Source organism: Nitrobacter sp. (assembly GCF_047149785.1).
Lineage (GTDB): Bacteria > Pseudomonadota > Alphaproteobacteria > Rhizobiales > Xanthobacteraceae > Nitrobacter.
Genome location: NZ_BAAGBE010000001.1, coordinates 2,042,508 through 2,058,352, shown reverse-complemented (window position 1 = coordinate 2,058,352; position 15,845 = coordinate 2,042,508). Strand labels below are relative to the sequence as shown.

The 15,845-nt window shown below is 61.7% G+C and carries 20 protein-coding genes; 9 read left to right on the top strand and 11 right to left on the bottom strand.

Features of this window, described 5'->3' with window-relative positions; all coding sequences use genetic code 11:
- Positions 1-162 precede the first annotated feature (162 nt).
- Both wrbA and ACMDCM_RS09485 read right to left on the bottom strand, forming a co-directional pair.
- Positions 163-762 (bottom strand): NAD(P)H:quinone oxidoreductase, encoded by a 600-nt coding sequence (wrbA, locus tag ACMDCM_RS09490; protein WP_412773332.1) that lies wholly within the window; start codon positions 760-762, stop codon positions 163-165.
- A gap of 74 nt (positions 763-836) precedes the next feature.
- Positions 837-1,535, bottom strand: coding sequence for a pirin family protein (locus ACMDCM_RS09485; RefSeq protein WP_412773331.1), 699 nt, complete (start codon positions 1,533-1,535; stop codon positions 837-839).
- A gap of 158 nt (positions 1,536-1,693) precedes the next feature.
- Here ACMDCM_RS09485 and ACMDCM_RS09480 point away from each other — a divergent pair, with 158 nt between their 5' ends.
- The 3 genes from ACMDCM_RS09480 to ACMDCM_RS09470 all read left to right on the top strand — a co-directional run bounded on the left by ACMDCM_RS09480 (position 1,694) and on the right by ACMDCM_RS09470 (position 3,550).
- Positions 1,694-2,611: a LysR family transcriptional regulator gene (locus tag ACMDCM_RS09480; RefSeq protein WP_412773330.1), complete on the top strand. Its 918-nt coding sequence runs from the start codon at positions 1,694-1,696 to the stop codon at positions 2,609-2,611.
- A gap of 155 nt (positions 2,612-2,766) precedes the next feature.
- The gene (locus ACMDCM_RS09475; protein WP_412773329.1) at positions 2,767-3,075 is read left to right on the top strand and encodes a hypothetical protein; all 309 of its coding nucleotides are present in this window, start codon (positions 2,767-2,769) and stop codon (positions 3,073-3,075) included.
- A 97-nt stretch (positions 3,076-3,172) separates the two neighbouring features.
- Positions 3,173-3,550, top strand: a complete 378-nt coding sequence (locus ACMDCM_RS09470) for a DUF3175 domain-containing protein (protein WP_412773328.1) — start codon at positions 3,173-3,175, stop codon at positions 3,548-3,550.
- Between the two features lie 14 nt (positions 3,551-3,564).
- Here ACMDCM_RS09470 and ACMDCM_RS09465 read toward each other — a convergent pair whose 3' ends face one another.
- Complete coding sequence (locus tag ACMDCM_RS09465) at positions 3,565-4,779, bottom strand: EAL domain-containing response regulator (RefSeq protein WP_412773327.1); 1,215 nt, start codon at positions 4,777-4,779, stop codon at positions 3,565-3,567.
- 511 nt (positions 4,780-5,290) lie between these two features.
- Here ACMDCM_RS09465 and ykgO point away from each other — a divergent pair.
- Positions 5,291-5,416 (top strand): type B 50S ribosomal protein L36, encoded by a 126-nt coding sequence (ykgO, locus tag ACMDCM_RS09460; protein WP_011314284.1) that lies wholly within the window; start codon positions 5,291-5,293, stop codon positions 5,414-5,416.
- Between the two features lie 118 nt (positions 5,417-5,534).
- A complete protein-coding gene (locus tag ACMDCM_RS09455) occupies positions 5,535-6,212 on the top strand; it encodes a tetratricopeptide repeat protein (RefSeq protein WP_412773326.1) in 678 nt (225 codons plus the stop codon).
- A gap of 350 nt (positions 6,213-6,562) precedes the next feature.
- Here ACMDCM_RS09455 and ACMDCM_RS09450 read toward each other — a convergent pair whose 3' ends face one another.
- From ACMDCM_RS09450 to ACMDCM_RS09440, 3 genes are all read right to left on the bottom strand, one after another.
- Positions 6,563-6,724 carry a hypothetical protein gene (locus ACMDCM_RS09450; RefSeq protein WP_412773325.1) on the bottom strand — a complete coding sequence of 54 codons (162 nt, stop codon included), beginning with the start codon at positions 6,722-6,724 and terminating at the stop codon, positions 6,563-6,565.
- 151 nt (positions 6,725-6,875) lie between these two features.
- The gene (gene pyk, locus ACMDCM_RS09445; protein WP_412773324.1) at positions 6,876-8,312 is read right to left on the bottom strand and encodes a pyruvate kinase; all 1,437 of its coding nucleotides are present in this window, start codon (positions 8,310-8,312) and stop codon (positions 6,876-6,878) included.
- Positions 8,309-8,884 carry a DUF1036 domain-containing protein gene (locus ACMDCM_RS09440; protein ID WP_412773323.1) on the bottom strand — a complete coding sequence of 192 codons (576 nt, stop codon included), beginning with the start codon at positions 8,882-8,884 and terminating at the stop codon, positions 8,309-8,311. The genes pyk and ACMDCM_RS09440 overlap by 4 nt, the downstream gene beginning before the upstream one ends.
- Before the next feature lie 184 nt (positions 8,885-9,068).
- On the opposite strand from ACMDCM_RS09440, the gene ACMDCM_RS09435 reads away from it, so the two are divergent.
- On the top strand, positions 9,069-9,371 hold the full coding sequence (locus ACMDCM_RS09435; protein WP_412773322.1) for a DUF1244 domain-containing protein: 303 nt from the start codon (positions 9,069-9,071) through the stop codon (positions 9,369-9,371).
- 269 nt (positions 9,372-9,640) lie between these two features.
- On the top strand, positions 9,641-9,931 hold the full coding sequence (locus ACMDCM_RS09430; RefSeq protein ID WP_412773321.1) for a DUF2312 domain-containing protein: 291 nt from the start codon (positions 9,641-9,643) through the stop codon (positions 9,929-9,931).
- Positions 9,932-10,052: 121 nt separating this feature from the next.
- On the opposite strand, the gene ACMDCM_RS09425 is transcribed toward ACMDCM_RS09430, so the two are convergent.
- From ACMDCM_RS09425 to fixL, 3 genes are read right to left on the bottom strand one after another with little or no spacing between them, the layout of a single operon-like run.
- Positions 10,053-10,469, bottom strand: coding sequence for a response regulator (locus ACMDCM_RS09425; RefSeq protein ID WP_412773320.1), 417 nt, complete (start codon positions 10,467-10,469; stop codon positions 10,053-10,055).
- Between the two features lie 35 nt (positions 10,470-10,504).
- On the bottom strand, positions 10,505-11,122 hold the full coding sequence (fixJ, locus tag ACMDCM_RS09420; protein ID WP_412773319.1) for a response regulator FixJ: 618 nt from the start codon (positions 11,120-11,122) through the stop codon (positions 10,505-10,507).
- Positions 11,112-12,647, bottom strand: coding sequence for a sensor protein FixL (gene fixL / locus ACMDCM_RS09415; RefSeq protein ID WP_412773318.1), 1,536 nt, complete (start codon positions 12,645-12,647; stop codon positions 11,112-11,114). Before fixL ends, fixJ begins: the two co-directional genes overlap by 11 nt.
- Before the next feature lie 234 nt (positions 12,648-12,881).
- On the opposite strand from fixL, the gene ACMDCM_RS09410 reads away from it, so the two are divergent.
- Positions 12,882-13,031, top strand: a complete 150-nt coding sequence (locus tag ACMDCM_RS09410; RefSeq protein ID WP_412773317.1) for a hypothetical protein — start codon at positions 12,882-12,884, stop codon at positions 13,029-13,031.
- Positions 13,032-13,086: 55 nt separating this feature from the next.
- Here ACMDCM_RS09410 and ACMDCM_RS09405 read toward each other — a convergent pair whose 3' ends face one another.
- Positions 13,087-13,734, bottom strand: a complete 648-nt coding sequence (locus tag ACMDCM_RS09405) for a BON domain-containing protein (RefSeq protein ID WP_412773316.1) — start codon at positions 13,732-13,734, stop codon at positions 13,087-13,089.
- Positions 13,735-13,977: 243 nt separating this feature from the next.
- Entirely contained in the window at positions 13,978-14,706 is a 729-nt protein-coding gene (locus ACMDCM_RS09400) for a CBS domain-containing protein (RefSeq protein ID WP_412773315.1), read from the bottom strand.
- A 264-nt stretch (positions 14,707-14,970) separates the two neighbouring features.
- Here ACMDCM_RS09400 and ACMDCM_RS09395 point away from each other — a divergent pair, with 264 nt between their 5' ends.
- A complete protein-coding gene (locus tag ACMDCM_RS09395) occupies positions 14,971-15,807 on the top strand; it encodes a universal stress protein (protein ID WP_412773314.1) in 837 nt (278 codons plus the stop codon).
- Positions 15,808-15,845 lie beyond the last annotated feature (38 nt).

Genomic DNA, 15,845 nt, shown 5'->3' with positions numbered 1-15,845 from the left:
TGCTTGTGGGCGTTTGGTGCGAAAGGCTGCGGTCGCGAACCAAAACGCGGTCGCCGCGCGCTCGCCGTGCGAGGGGTCAATGAAGCTTTCGCCGACAGCAATGGCAGGATAACGGTCCGGCGCTCGCGCTTTGAGAACGCCGCTCCGCCGTCATCACCGTCATCAGCCGTGCAGTTTCGTCGCCGTCTCGGCGATCATCCTGCCCTGATAGCGCGCGCCTTCGAGTTCGTTCGCGCTCGGTTGGCGGCTGCCGTCGCCGTCGGCGATGGTGGTCGCGCCATAGGGCGCGCCGCCGGTGACCTCGTTGACGCCCATCTGGCCGGCGAAGCCGTAATTGAGGCCCACGATTATCATGCCGAAGTGCAGGAGGTTGGTGATGATCGAGAACAGCGTGGTTTCCTGGCCGCCATGCTGGGTCGCGCTCGATGAAAACGCGCCGCCGACCTTGCCGTGCAACGCGCCCCTGGCCCACAGGCCACCGGCCTGATCAAGGAAGTTCGCCATCTGCGACGGCATCCGGCCGAACCGGGTGCCGGTGCCGACAACAATCGCGTCATAGTTGGCGAGGTCCTCGATCTTCGCCAGCGGCGCGGCCTGATCGAGTTTGAAGCGTTTTGCCTTCGCAACGGCTTCGGGCACGAGTTCGGGCACCCTCTTGATATCGACGGTGGCGCCGGCCTCGCGGGCGCCCTCTGCGACGGCGTTTGCCATCGCCTCGATATGTCCGTAGGCGGAGTAGTAGAGAACGAGAACTTTTGCCATTTGTCGGTTTCCACGTTTGGAAGGGGACGCGCGGCGGATCTGGCCGCGCGTCCGTTCGTTGCGTCGGTGACGGCTTACGCCGCGTCGACCAGCACCACTTCGGAATCCTCCAGCGCGGTGATGTTGACGGTGGCCTCATTGCGGATGGCCGCGCCGTCGCGGGCGTTGACGCGCACGCCGTTGACCTCGACCGCACCGACCGCGGGGACGAGATACAGGTTGCGCGTCTTGTCCGCCGCGTAGCTTGCGCTCTCGCCGGCCTTCAGCGTGGTCGCCAGCACGCGCGCGTCGGCACGGATCGGCAGCGCGTCGTTGTCGGCTTTGAATCCGCTGGCGAGCGTGACCAGCTTGCCGGAGCGGTCGCCTTTCGGGAAAGGCTTCGCGCCCCAGGCGGGTTCGCCGCCGTCAGCCTTCGGCTCGATCCAGATCTGGAACAGCGTGGTTTTCACCGGCTCGAGATTGTATTCGGAGTGACGCACGCCCGAGCCCGCGCTCATCACCTGCACGTCGCCCGCTTCGGTGCGGCCCTGATTGCCCATGCTGTCCTGATGGGTGATCGCACCTTCGCGAACATAGGTGATGATCTCCATGTTGGCGTGGGGATGCGCCGGAAACCCGCTGTTGGGCGCGATCTCGTCGTCGTTCCAGACGCGCAGGCTGCCATGCCCCATCTTGTCCGGGTCGTAATAGCCGGCGAACGAGAAGTGATGCTTCGCTTTCAGCCAGCCATGGTCGGCGCCGCCGAGTTTGTTGAAAGGCCTGAGTTCGATCATGTCCTGTCCTTTCCATTTTCGCATTCGCCGCAGCGGCCGCGTCCGCCGCTCCGGCTGTGGATTGATGGATGGATAGGCTCTCCCGTTTGATGTATAAATAGAAACTATGGAAACGTATTGTTTCCTAAAATTGACCATTTGGAGGATGAGGCGAAGTCGTGAAACTGCCGGACTTCGAGGCGCTGGCGATTTTCGCCAAGGTGGTGGAGATGCGCTCCTTCGCGGCGGCCGCGGCCGAGCTTGCGCTGTCAAAGGCGACGGTCTCCAAGGCCGTCGGCCGGCTTGAGGCGCGGCTCGGCGCCAGGCTGTTCAACCGCACCTCACGACGTTTGGCGCTGACCGATGCCGGCAAACATCTTTCAGAGCGCGCGTCGCGCCTGCTCGCCGATGGCGAGGCTGCCGAGAACGAGGCGCTGGCGCGATCGAGCGCGCCGCGCGGGCGGGTGCGGCTCGCGGTGCCCATGACGTTCGGCGTCAGGGTGATCGCACCGCTGTTGCCGGCATTCCTTGAAAAATATCCGGAAGTCTCGGTCGATCTTCATTTCAGCGACGCGATGGTCGATCTGATCGGGGAGGGGTTCGACGCCGGCGTGCGGATCGCGAGCCTGCCGGATTCCTCGCTGGTGGCGCGGCGGCTTTGCGCGATGCCGCGCCATACCGTGGCATCGCGCGCCTATCTGAAGGCGCACGGCACGCCGAGGCATCCGATGCATCTCGCCGACCATAATTGCCTGGGATATGCCTATCTGTCGACGCCCGGCATCTGGCGCTACACCAATGCGCGCGGCGAACAGGCGAGCGTGCGGCCGTCCGGCCAATTGCGCGTCAACAACGGCGAGGCGCTGCTGCCCGCTGTTATCGCTGGAACAGGCATCGCCGACCTGCCGGATTTCATCGTGGCCGAAGCCATCGCCGAGAAAAAGGTCGAAGTCATTCTCAAGGACTGGAAGCAGGTCGAAGGCGCCGTGCATCTGGTGATGCCGCCGGGCGGCCCGCGGCCGGCGCGTGTCGAGGCGTTGATCGAACACCTTGCCGATCAGCTCGCGCGTCCGAGGCGGAAAAAGCCACTTTCATAAAATGAAAGACCTGGAACGGCTGGCACCCCTTTCGGCTCGTTCGCGCGAGCGCGCCTGGAACTGCGCGTCCTCACCTTATTGCCCGAAACGAACCTTTCTGTCGCCTCAATGGTTTGAGGAGGTGCGGCGTGTGAAGCATTCGGAAGAGGTGGCACATGCGCAAGCATCGAGTTGTCCTGGTTTCCGGGATTCTGGCCGGCGGTCTCGCTGCCGCCGCGCACACAGCCCTTGCCGAAGAATACCGCGGCACATTCGCCCAGCGAATGGCCTGCACGCCGGACGTCTTCAGACTTTGCGGTAGCGAGATTCCAGACGTCGGCCGCATCGTCGCCTGCCTGCGGCAGAACCAGGCGCAACTCGGCGCGCCGTGCCGCGCGGTGTTCGAGTCCAATGCGGAAGCGACCGGCGACGACGTCGCGGCGAAAACAAACGGAGGCGTGGTCGGCCCCGGCAGCCGGCAATAGCCAAAACACTTTCCGCAAAAGACCCGTGAACCGATTCGGCGCTCATGACGTTGTCCTGTGGACGCGTCGGATAGGGTCCCCGATCGAGGAGAGCAAAATGCCGAACAGGTCAACGGCGCGCAAGTCGGCGTCCCGCACGAAAACAAGGGCTCCCGCAGGATCGTCGGCTCCCGCAGGATCGTCCAAGCGCCGGAAAAAGCCGGTTCGCAAATGGTCGGGCAGGGTCACGGCGACGAGCGACGCGCTCGATCTGGAGCATGATGTTTTCAAGCAGCGCAGCGCGACCGCCATCGCGCGGTCGCTGAAACGCTCCGCCGAACGGAGCCATCGCCGCAAGAGCGATCCCTACCGCTCGGCGATGTCGATGCTGGTGTTCTACATCAATCGTGCCGGCAGGAATCTGTCCGCGCCGCGCCGTCGCACGCTCGAAGCGGCGAAGGACGAGCTGCGCAAGGTCTTCGGCAGGGCCGGCTGAGTCTCTGCGGCCTGTCAGGCGACGGGAACGAAGGTCGGGCGCTGGCGGCTGTTGCGTGCGAATTTCCGCGTGGTCATCGGCTTGCCGAACAGAAAGCCCTGGATGAAATCGACGCCGATGCCGTGCATCGCGATGAAGTCGTCGCGGGTCTCCACGCCTTCGGCGACCGTCCTGATGCCGCGGCTCCTGGCCAGCTCGACGATCCGGCGGCAGACGGAGCGCTTGAGTCGCGCCGACGAACTGCCGTCGACGAATTGGCGATCGAGCTTGATCTCGGCGAAGGGAAATTCATCGAGCGCGGCCAGCGCCGGCCATTCGGTGCCGACGTCGTCGAGCGAGAAGCCTATGTTATGAAACCGCAACCGCTGCGCCGCTTCGAGCGCGAGCGGCAGATTTCGCACCACTTCGCTGCCGTCGACCTCAACGGTCAGGCCGTCGAAGGCCGGGTGATCCGGAAACCGCAGGCGCAGATCGTCGATGGCGTTGGCGTCGGTGAAAAAGGCGAGCGGCAGGTTGATGGACATATGGATGCTTCCGGACTTGGCGACGAGATAACGCCAGTCCTGGAAAACCCGGCCGATGACGAAGTCCGACAATGCACGGAAATGTGGATCGCCCTTGTCGGGGATGAAATGGGCCGGCGGGACGATTCCCCAGTTCGGATGGCGCATCCGGACCAGCGCCTCGGCGCCGCCCAGCGAAAGGCTTCGCGCGTCGATCTTGGGTTGATACCAGAGTTCGAGCCAGCCGGCGCCAAGCGCCTCGGCGACATCGACCGGCGGCGGGGGCGGATCGGCCGGCACCAGGGCGGCGACGCTGGCGTGCAGGTCGCAGTCGCTAAAAGGGGTCGCCAGCACTGGCAGCAGGTTCAGCGCCAGCTCGTGGCCGAGTTCCCGCGCCGCTCTGACGGCCGGCGCGTGCGGCGGCCCGACCAGCAGCACCGTGCCGGTGCTGGATCGGCTCGCAAGCAGGTTCAGGATATGCGGAACCGGCAGACCGTTCATCGAGATGTTGATGACGATGAGATCGGGGAAATCGGCGCACAGGGAAGCATCGAGGTCGTCCAGCGTCGCGCAGGCGTGCGGAATGAACCCCTGTTCCTCGATCGCTTCGCAAAGCAGCGACCGCACATGGTGCTTGCGCTCGACGATGCAGGCGCGCAGCTTGACCCTCCGCTTGCCGAAGGGCGTCTCCGCGATTTTGTCGTCCTGGCTGGCTTGATCAGTCATACCGTGTCCCCGTTGGAAGGGCGCCAACGTGAACCATGTGTTATGGCTCCATGAGGGTCCGTATCGCTCGTACACCGGTCATGCACCGGAGAATGTCGGTGCATCGTTAACCCGGATAAAGCGATTCAAGGTTGAATCGATATCCGGTGCGGCGGTTCAGAAGCTCGCTTCACTGTCTGATCGAGTGCGCCAAGCGAACTTCCGAACCCAAACAGCGCTTGAATTTGCAAGTTTGCCAGTGGGCCATTGATTTTCCGAAGCTCGCATCAAAGGTTGCTGCAAGGGCATGCGAACTTCGGAATCGGGACACCGGACGGCGTTGCCGGCCGATGGGCCGAGGTCGGAAATTCCGCATCGAAACAGGCCGTTATCGCTCAGGCCGGATTGACATGGCCTGGCCTCATGGCTTAGAAACCGCGCGTCCCGGGCGGCTTGCCGCAAGCCGGTTGATTGATGTTTTCGCTGTTTTCGGCCCGTTGCAGACGGCCTCTGGAAAATCAGGAACGTTCCCATGAAGGTCCGTAACTCGCTGAAATCGCTGCGCTCGCGTCATCGCGACAACCGTCTGGTCCGCCGCAAGGGCCGGGTCTACGTGATCAACAAGACCCAGCGCCGGTTCAAGGCCCGTCAGGGCTGATTCACGCGCCTCGCGTCCGTGTCAGCCATCGCAGCCCTTTGACGCGCCTGCGCTTTGCGGCGCGTTTTGTTCTAGTATAGTTGTTCAGAAGTTCGCCCGATTTTCTGGACCCTCGCGAATGCAGCAGAAACGTCCCGCGATCCGGTGGTTTTGCCGCGCAGGCCAGCTTGCTCTTGCCGGTGTTATGGCTGGCGTTTTGATGCCCGCGGTCGGCTACGCCCAGGCCCCGCCGCGCAGCGGCCCGCAGAGCGTCCCTTTTGAGAGCAGGGACCTGCCGCGGCCGCACGCGAAGCTTTCGGAAATTCCCAAAGACAAGGTCCACGGACTCGACTTCCTGTTCGGGGCTCTCAAGGTTGCGCCGGACGAGGACAGCGCAAGGCATGTTGAAGCGAAGATCCTGGCGCTGTGGAGCCGGACGTCGAGCGACACGACGGCGCTTTTGATGCAGCGGGCGAAGGTCGCGACGCAGGCCCGTCGGTTGGACGTCGCAATCAAGCTGCTCGATGCGGTTTTGAAGCTGCATCCCGACTACATCGAGGGATGGAGCCAACGCGCGACCCTGTACTACATGCAGAACGACTACCGGCGCTCGCTTGAGGACATCGAGCAGGTGCTGATCCGCGAGCCGCGCCATTTCGGAGCGCTTGCAGGTCTTGGCATGATCATGAAGGAACTCGGAGACGACCGGCGCGCGCTCGACGCCTTCCGCAAGGCGCTCGCCATCGACCCCCATCTCGCGAACGTGCAGGAATTGGTCAAGACACTGACGGAAAAGGTCGAGGGTCGCGATATCTGATGTTTGCGAGCGGACTGAAAAAGCCGCCTCGGCGCGCGCAGTTGAAAGACGTTCCGGTCGTTCCGGACGCCGCGCAGCCGCGATCCGGAATCCCGGCATTCAAAGACAATTCGTGAACCGGATTTCTCGCGAACCAGATTTTCGGCTCGCGCCGCCAGCGCGACGGCGAAGCGTTCGTCGCCCCGCGCGCTCCGTTCGCCTGTCGAGACCACTTCAACATGGCGTTTTCGAGCGGAGCATGTCCCGGCTTGACCCCGGGATATGGATATCGGTTCGCGTAAGGAAACGCGTCAGATCGAAATCTCGGAGTCCGCTTCTGATCTCATCAGCAGCGAAAGGGCTTTAACGCGCTAATGCAATGTGTTGTTTTCGCGTGCCGCCGCATAAAGCCGCTGCAGTTCGTCTTCCAGCCGCTCGTTGACCATCAGCAGCGCCATCAGCGCCCCGCGAATGTCACCGTTGCATGATGCCACGATCTCGTCGATCAAAGCCTCGCCTGCTTCAAAACTCATCTCATATACTCCGGTTCGATACGCCTTACTTTTCACCGAGAACGTGAATAAAGTTTGCAGGCCGATTCGCGTTCCTGTGGATTGCGTGGATAACCGGCCTCGGCCGGGCCGGCCGCGTCCCGGCACCCGCCGGGAGCTTTTCAACATCCTGCTAACCGCCCGCGTCGCCGTCGGGACCGACGAAGGCGATGCGGACCATGTTGGTCGCGCCGGGCGTGCCGAGCGGCACGCCGGCGACGATGATGATGCGCTGGCCCGCCTTGGCGAAACCGTCGCGGAACGCGATGCTGCCGGCGCGGTCGACCATGTCGTCCTGGTCGTGGGCGTCTTCCGCGACCACGCAATGCACGCCCCACGCCACGGCCAGCTTGCGGCCGGTCGCGAGGTTCGGCGTGATGGCGACCACCGGAAGTTTCGGCCGTTCGCGCGCCATGCGCAGCGCCGTCGATCCGGAGCTGGTCCAGCAGATGATCGCGGAGAGGTCGAGCGTTTCGGCGATCTGGCGCGCGGCATCGGCGATGGCGTCGCCGACGGTGGGCTCGGGCTCGGCGCGCTGCGCGTTGAGCACGCCGCGATAGATCGGATCGCGCTCCACCTCTTCGGCGATCCGGTTCATGGTGGAGATGGCTTCGACCGGATATTTTCCGGCCGCGGACTCGGCGGACAGCATGATGGCGTCGGCGCCTTCATAAACGGCGGTGGCGACGTCGGAGACTTCGGCGCGGGTCGGCACCGGCGATTGGATCATCGATTCCAGCATCTGCGTCGCGATCACCACCGGCTTGCCGGCGCGCCGCGCCATCCGCGTCATCTGCTTCTGAAGGCTGGGCACCTGTTCCAGCGGCAGTTCGACGCCGAGATCGCCGCGCGCGACCATCAATGCATCCGCCATTTCGAGGATTTCGGGCAGGCGGTCGATGGCCTGCGGTTTCTCGATCTTGGCCATCACCGAGGCCCGGCCGCGGATCATCTTCTTGGCTTCGGCCACGTCGTCGGCGCGCTGCACGAACGACAGCGCGATCCAGTCGACTCCGGCCTCCAGCGCCGCGTCGAGGTCGGAACGGTCCTTCTGTGTCATCGCCGATACCGGCAAATCGGTATCGGGCAGGCTGACCCCCTTGCGGTCGGACATCCTGCCGCCGACGACGACGCGGGTCACGGCGCGCTCGGATGTGGTCTCCTCGGCGATCAGGCGCACCTTGCCGTCGTCGAGCAGCAGCGTGTGGCCGGGGCGCAGCGCCGTCAGGATTTCCGGATGCGGAAGGTGGACCCTGGTCTTGTCCCCGGGGGTTTTGTCGGAATCCAGCACGAACGTGTCGCCGTTGTTCAACTGGACCGGGCCGTCGGCGAACGAGCCGAGCCTGAGCTTGGGCCCCTGAAGGTCGACCAGGATGCCGATCGGGCGGCCGTAGCTGCCCTCGACGTTGCGGATCGTCGCCACCAGCTCGCGCATCTTGTCATGCGTGGTATGGCTCATGTTGATGCGGAAGACGTCGGCGCCCGCCTCGAACAGGCGACGCACCATGGCGCTGTCGGAGGAGGCCGGTCCGAGCGTGGCGAGGATCTTGATTCGGCGCAGACGTCTCATGGCTTGCGTCCGGGCAACGCGCCTGGCGTCAGTCCAGGCACGCCCGGAGTCGTTCCGCCCGCCGGACTGGGCAGACCCGGAAATGAACCCTGCGGCACCCGTTGGGGTCCCTGTTCGCCGGAGTCCGTCAATTGCACGGTCCACGCGCGCTGGTCACCGGTGTCGATCTCGAAAAAACCGGTGCGGTCGAAGCCGCGCGCCAGGCAATTGTCGGTGCCTCTGATCGTGAATTCCTTGTCGCGCGAGCACATGAAAGCCTGTCCCGACCATTCGCCGCCATGGTCGTAATCTAGAGCATAAATATAATAATACCGTGCGATGAGGGTGCCGCGCAGCAGCGTTTCGCAGGCGTGCGACGAGACATTCCACCAGCCCTCCGTGGTCCAGCCTTCGGCGTCCTTGTAGCCAAGGGCGATGCCGACCCTGCTTGAGGTATTGTTGCAGAGCCGGAAGTCCGCTGCCGCGGGCGTCGACCACACGCAGAGAACAAGGATGCCGAGCGCGGGCAAGAGGCCCGCGGTGCTCGCGCGCAGCGAGACCGGTGGAGGAGGGAAAGGATCTGATTTCGTCATTTAGCGGGGCAAATCGTTTTGCGTGATTTCGCGTGACCCGTCGGACCTGTCAACGGCTGGAACCGGCTTTTCACGTCAAGGTGCGCATTTTCTTTTCAGGCTTGCACTGTTTGCGGCGGGATATGGTAAAACCTGTGACAAGTCCCAATAAACCGTATTCTGACAGCGGCGGCGAGATCGGCTCATGACCATTGACGACAAAACAAGAACGGAACTGGAAGCGGCTGTCTACCGGCGTCTGGTCGCACATCTGCGATCCCGGACCGATGTTCAGAACATCGACCTGATGAACCTCGCCGGCTTCTGCCGCAATTGCCTCTCGAACTGGCTCAAGGAGGCTGCCGATGAAAAAGGGGCCGTCATGACCAAGGACGAGAGCCGGGAGGCTGTGTACGGCATGCCCTACGAGACCTGGAAGACGAAGCATCAGGGCACGGCGACGCCGGAACAGCTCGCATCGATGAAGAAAAGCGGGAGCGGTCACTGATCGGTCGGCGGCGCGTCGCCGCGCGGCCTGTGGGCCGCTGTGGATGAGCGCATTGCCGCCTTGACGTCAAGCACGCCGCCCCGGAGTGTCGGCCTTCAAGTCGTGGGCGGCGCCACCGCGTCGAACTCACATTACAATCGTCATCCATTGATTTCAGGAGCAGCATGATGGTCGCCACCGCCGTCGCCGCCAGGGAAGAGTCCACGACCGGATTCGCGAAGGACCAGCTCAAGGCGATCATGGATCGTGCTGGAAACGAGTAATCGGGTATGGGTGCAACCATGGAAACGACCGGCCTGGGTAATTCTGGAGCCAAGCAGCTCAAGGCGATCGTGGAGCGGATCGAGCGGCTTCTCGAGGAGATGAAGGCCTTGCAGGACGACGTGAAAGACGTCTACGCGGAAGCAAAAGGCAATGGCTTCGACACAAAGATCATCCGGAAGATTGTCTCGCTGAGAAAGAAGAACGCGGCGGAGCGGCAGGAAGAAGAGGCGCTTCTGGACCTTTATATGCACGCTCTTGGCATGGCGTCGGGAGGCCTTGCTGACGCAGCGGAATGAGTCAGCGTATTGCGGGGGTCGACCGGATCGCGGATCATCTGAAACCCAGAGACGAGTTGCCGTGAGGAAACTGAACCGGGTCTTGCGTTCCGGATTGCATGACGCTCCCGGTTCGCTGTTGCTATTGGCGAGAAATGGCTTCCCTCACGCGCGTCGCGAGACTGTCCTCCAGATCAGGCTTGAACAAAATACAGTCTATGCCGACAGCCGCGGCTTTCTCGACCATATGCTGGTTGGGATAGGCGGTAATGAGCACAATCGGCGCCGCGACTTTTCGTTGACGGAGACGAGACGCCACATCCAGCCCATCCATATGGGGCAATTTGTAATCGATCACCAGGCAATCGACGTCGTCCGGGTCAATGGACGTCAACAGCGCCATGGCGGTATTGAACGTGCGAACCTTGAACCCGTGGGTTTCCAGAAGAAATCGCAATGACTGAAGCACGGCAGGATCGTCGTCGAGAACGCAGATTCTGTGCCTTGCGATTGTGATCTCTGTCATCGGATGTCGCGAATCCAGATAGCCGATCGTCACGATACGGCTATGGGAACGCGACGCCTTGATTTAACTCAATCGTTCAAAATGCCGGCGCGCAGCGCGAGGCGGATCAACTCGGACAAGTTATGCGCGTGCATTTTCGTCATGACATTTGCCCGATAAACCTCGATCGTTCTGGGACTGATATTGTGTTCGCGAGCGATCAGTTTATTGGACAGACCTGCGACGAGTCCGTCCATGACCTGACGTTCGCGCTGACTGAGACTCGCTATCCTCGATGCGATCTCGGCCAAGACGGCGTCGCTCTTGGCATGATCCGGGCTCTGCTGGAGGGCGGCCTCGATCATTCCGATCAGCCGTTCGTCTTCAAACGGCTTTTCGATGAAATCGAGCGCCCCCAACTTTATCGCTTCGACCGCGAGGGGGATATCCCCATGTCCGGTCATGAGGATGACGGGCAGGGGCGAGGTATCGGCCTTGAGGCGTCGAAGCAACTCCATTCCATCTATGCCGGGCATGCGGACGTCGGACACGACACAGCCGAAACGAAGGTCTGCATGAGCGGCGAGGAAATCGGCGGCAGTGTCGAACAGCGTGACTTCGAACCCTGCCGAGCCAAGCAGGAAATCGAGCGAGTCCCGCATCGCAGGATCGTCGTCGATGACGTAGACATTTCCCTTATGCGACATCGGGCAAATCCTCGGTCGACGCCATGGGCAAGGTCAGTCGGAAGGTCGCGCCGCCTGAATCGTTCGTTTCGGCCCACATTCGGCCGCCGTGGGCTTCCACGATCGACCGGCTGATGGAGAGCCCCACGCCCATTCCGGTTTCCTTGGTCGTGAAGAAGGTCTGGAACAGGCTTGCGGCGGCGGTCTCGCTGAAGCCATGGCCGGTATCCGATATCGAGACTTCGACCATGTCGTCGGAAGCTTTCTTGCTGGAGGCGGCGAGTTCGCGTTTCGGCGATTCCGCCATCGCTTCCAGGGCGTTTCGAAAGAGATTAACCAGGACCTGCTGAATCTGCACGCGATCGACGAGGACGCGGTCGCATTCCGCGTCCAGCTCAAGCCGCAGCGTGACGTTCTGTTCTCGGGCACCCGCAAGACCGAGAGCTCCGGCCTCTTCCATCAGCTTCGCCAGGCTTTCGACGCGTTTTTCCGACTCCCGCCGGGAGACGAAATCGCGCAGCCGTCGAATGATCTGGCCGGCGCGGATGGCCTGATCGGCGGCCCGATCCAGCGCCGTTTCGATCTTCGCGATGTTGGGGTCAGTGCTCGCCGCCAGAAGACGGCGCGATCCCTTCATGTAGTTGCTGATCGCGGTGAGCGGCTGGTTTAATTCGTGCGCAAGGGTCGAGGCCATTTCTCCCATCGCGCTCAGGCGAGACATGTGAACCAGTTCGGATTGCAGTTCCTGGAGTTTTGCCTGGGTTTGCTGGTGCTCTGAAAGATCGCGCACAAATCCGGTAAAATGCTGTTTTCCGCCGGAGTGCATCTCGCCGACCGACAGGTGCATTGGAAAAGTAGCCCCATCCCGGCGTTTCCCGGTGACGATCCGTCCGATGCCGATGATGTGCCGTTCGCCGGTGGATTGATAGCGGGCCAGATAGCCGTCGTGTCGGCTGCTGTCCGGTTCAGGCATCAAAATGCTGACATTCTGGCCAATGGCTTCGTGTTCCGAATGGCCGAACAGACGTTCGGCCGCGGCACTGAAGTGCTGCATGATGCCGTGATCGTCAATAACGATCATCGCGTCGGGAATCGTGTCGAGAATCGAACGAAGGTGATCCTCGCGCGCGAGCAGGGCTTCTTCGATCAACTTTTGATCGTCGATATCGAGCACCACGCCGCTGAGGCGCCGCGGCACCCCATCGTCGTTGACGACGAGACCGCCTCGCGCCCGAATCCAGCGGCTTCCTTCCGGTGTTCCACGGATCCGGTACTGAATATCGAACCTGCACCCGGTCTCGATCGAGCGCCGAATAGCCGATTCCGTGCGCGCGCGATCTTCCGGCTGGAGCAGGGAGAGGAAAAGATCGTAGCTCACCGGCGCGCTTTCCGAGACGCCAAAAAGCCTGCGTGTCGGACTGGACCAGAACAGCCTGCGGGTCGAGATATCGAGATCCCAGATGCCGACACCGGATTTGTCGATTCCGCGTTGTAACTCCTCGTCGCGGAACAGGCTATTCAGGGGTGGCGGATCATCACGCGTCACGGTTCACATCCCGCACGGCAAGGAAAGCTTCATGAGCCCTTCGCATTCCCAGCGGCTATCCGGGATCGTGACCGCTACCTATGGTCGGCCTATCGGCTCAAGGATCGAAGATTAAGGCTTTGTCCGGCCAAAAAACATCATAAAATACCAGACTGCCGCAGCAGCCCTGGCTGGTCCGGGCCTCCAGGTAAAGCTGCCAATTTGCTTTCGCTTCCACGCGAAGGGGATTTCCCGATGCGACGCTATGTGCACGAGGAAAACATTCTTCTCTACCGCAAGCTGCTTGCGGAGACGACGGATGAAGAAAAGCGCAAGATCATTTTGAGGTTGCTGGCGGAGGAGGAGGCAAAAGAACCGCCGTCCCCCTCCGCCGAGAAGAAATGAGTTGGGTTCTGATCAGCCTGCGGCGTCGGCAAAAGGCGCCGCAGGTTCCGAACGATCAGCGGATCGTCAGGTGGTCTTCGACAAAGGCCACGCCGGGCGCGGACCAGGCGGCGTTTTCAGCGGCACGTCGCTCATCCCAATTGTCGACGTTGCCGTCGAGAATAACCTTGTTGCCATTCTCGACCGTCACGCGGATCGCCTTGGCTTCGATTTCCGCGTGGCGTTTGAGCGCCGACTCGATCTTGGTTTTGACGTTCGACGCCTCAACGCGGGGCTTGACCGTGATCGTGTTCGTTACACCGCGCACGCCGGAAAGTTTGCGAACATCGTCTTCCGCCGCTGTTCTCTCATAGTACCAATTGACATGGCCGCTTAGGGTGATCCAGCCGTCCTGAACGAGCACCTCGACCGTGTCGGGAACAATGACATCCCATGCCAGGATATCCATGGCGCGTTTGGCGATCTGGTCATCCGCCGTCTTGCTCTGGAACGGGTAGCGGACCTCGATGTTCTCCGCGATGGCATGCACGCCCTTGACGCGCCGGGCGGCTGCGATGGCCGCGACCTTCTGGGCATAGCTGGTGACATGGCCGGTCAGGCTGACGACATTGTTATCGACGGCGACGCCTATATGCTCGCCGTCGAACGCTGGATCGAATTCAAGCTCGTCGATGATATCTTGACGAAGTTGAGAGTCAGTCATGGTCGTTCTCCATCGGGTTTATCCAAGACAAAAATAATCTCGCTTACCCATGATGCGGCGCATTGATCAGAATCAAAACGTCTGCGGCAATTGCCGTCATTGGCAAGCGCCTCGGCGGCGTGACGACAAATCGGCCAGACCGGTCCGGTTCGATGTCGATCGACATTCAGGGGTCGCGGCGTCGCAGTGTCGGCGTTCGCCGACTTTAGCTGCAGGTTGTCGATTGCTGTTGGTTTTTTGCACTCAACCCGCCGCTGCCAATTTGTTGTCTTCGGGGGAATTCAAGTACAATCCGGACATGGTATCGACCCAGCAGAGATGATCGTGAACGTCCTTCACGCCGGTGACATTTTCCGCCGCCACCACGGCAGCCTGTCTGGTCCGTTCGTCGGTAATGATCCCGCTGAGATGAACGATCCCGCCGTGCACGATGACGCCCAGGCCGAATGGACACCAGTCGTTTCTCTCGATGGATGCAATGATGCGGTCGCGAATATGATCATCATCCGCGGTCGGATCGGGAACCTCGCGGGCAAGCCCCGCGACGGCCTGCAGTAGATTGGCGCGTGTGACGATTCCGACAATCCGGTCGCCCCGCATCACCGGCAACCGCTTGATGCCGTTCTTTTCCATCGTTGTTACGATGTCTTCCAGCGACGTTTCTTCCGACACGGTACAAGGGTTCGGCGTCATGATTTCGCCGACCTTGCGACCCTGCTCGTGAACGAAGTCCGACGCGTCCCTGCCGGCACCGAGCAGGAATTTCAACCATCGCGCCCTCCTGCGCTGCGTCCCTATTTCGGCGCGGCGAATGAAATCACCTTCCGAAACGATGCCGACCAGCTTTCCCGTCGTGTTGATCACCGGAAGGCCGCTGACATGTTGTTCGAGCATGGTGTTCGCGGCATCGATAATGGTTGTGTCGGGACTGACCGTGATGACCCGCCTGGTCATGATCTGATGAGCGCGCATGCCGAAGCTCCGAGAGTTGAATGAAAACATTTCAAATAATATCGCCGATGCATCGAGACGGCTTGACCTGGGTCAAGCGCGACGATCGGCCGAAATACGGGCGACTTCGATCTGATTGTGCGAGCGCCTCTCATCGTTGGTAGCGGCACCGCATCATTTGCGGGTTTCTTGATCTGGATCATGTTCGCTCCACGATCCCGGACCCATGCATATTGGCGTGTGACGCCATTTGAGATTGTTAACCGAGCCGCCGGGAGAAAAAGAATGACCTACGCGACGATTATGGTGAACCTTGCATCCGATCAGTCGAACGAGCGCTGCCTCGCTATAGCGGGCGAAATGGCCGGGCGATTTGACGCGCGAGTCGTCGGAATCGCGGCCGCGGAATTCAGTCCGCCGCTTTATTTCACCTCGGGTGAGCAGGCCGACAAGATGATCGGGCGAGGTCGGGAGGCCATCGAGGCGCGGCTATCGGAGCTTGAGTCCGAGTTCCGAAAGGTCATGAACAGGGGCACGAAACAGGTCGAATGGCGCTCCAGCATGGAAATCCCTATTCAGTTTGTTTCGCGCGAAGCGCGTGCCGCCGATATTATCGTGATCGGGCAGAGTCGAGGCGGGGTATTTACGGACCCGTTTGCCAGGGTCAACCCGAGCGATCTGGTGATGCAGGCGGGCAGACCCTTGCTCGTTGTTCCCGAAGCGGTGAGCTGGCTCGATCTGCGGAGTGTGCTGGTCGCCTGGAAGGATACGCCCGAGGCGCGGCGGGCAACCGTCGATTCGCTTCCGTTGCTGCGCAAGGCCAAGGACGTTACGATTGCCGAAATCGTCGAGGACGGCGGCAGCCGCGAGGCGGCATTGAACCGCACTAACGACGTCGTCGCGTGGCTGTCACAACATGACATTGCAGCAAACGCACTTGTTCCGGAGGAGATTTCGACACGGGATGCGGCGGCTGCACTGGATGGAATCGCGTCCAGTATCGCAGCGGGCGTGGTTGTTGCGGGAGCCTATGGCCATTCGCGATTGCGCGAGTGGGTGCTCGGCGGCGTGACGCAGCATCTCGCCTCTGAATCGACGCGTTGCGTATTGCTATCGCGCTGAGCTTCACCCGTTTCGGCCAATGTGAGATGCGTCCGTTG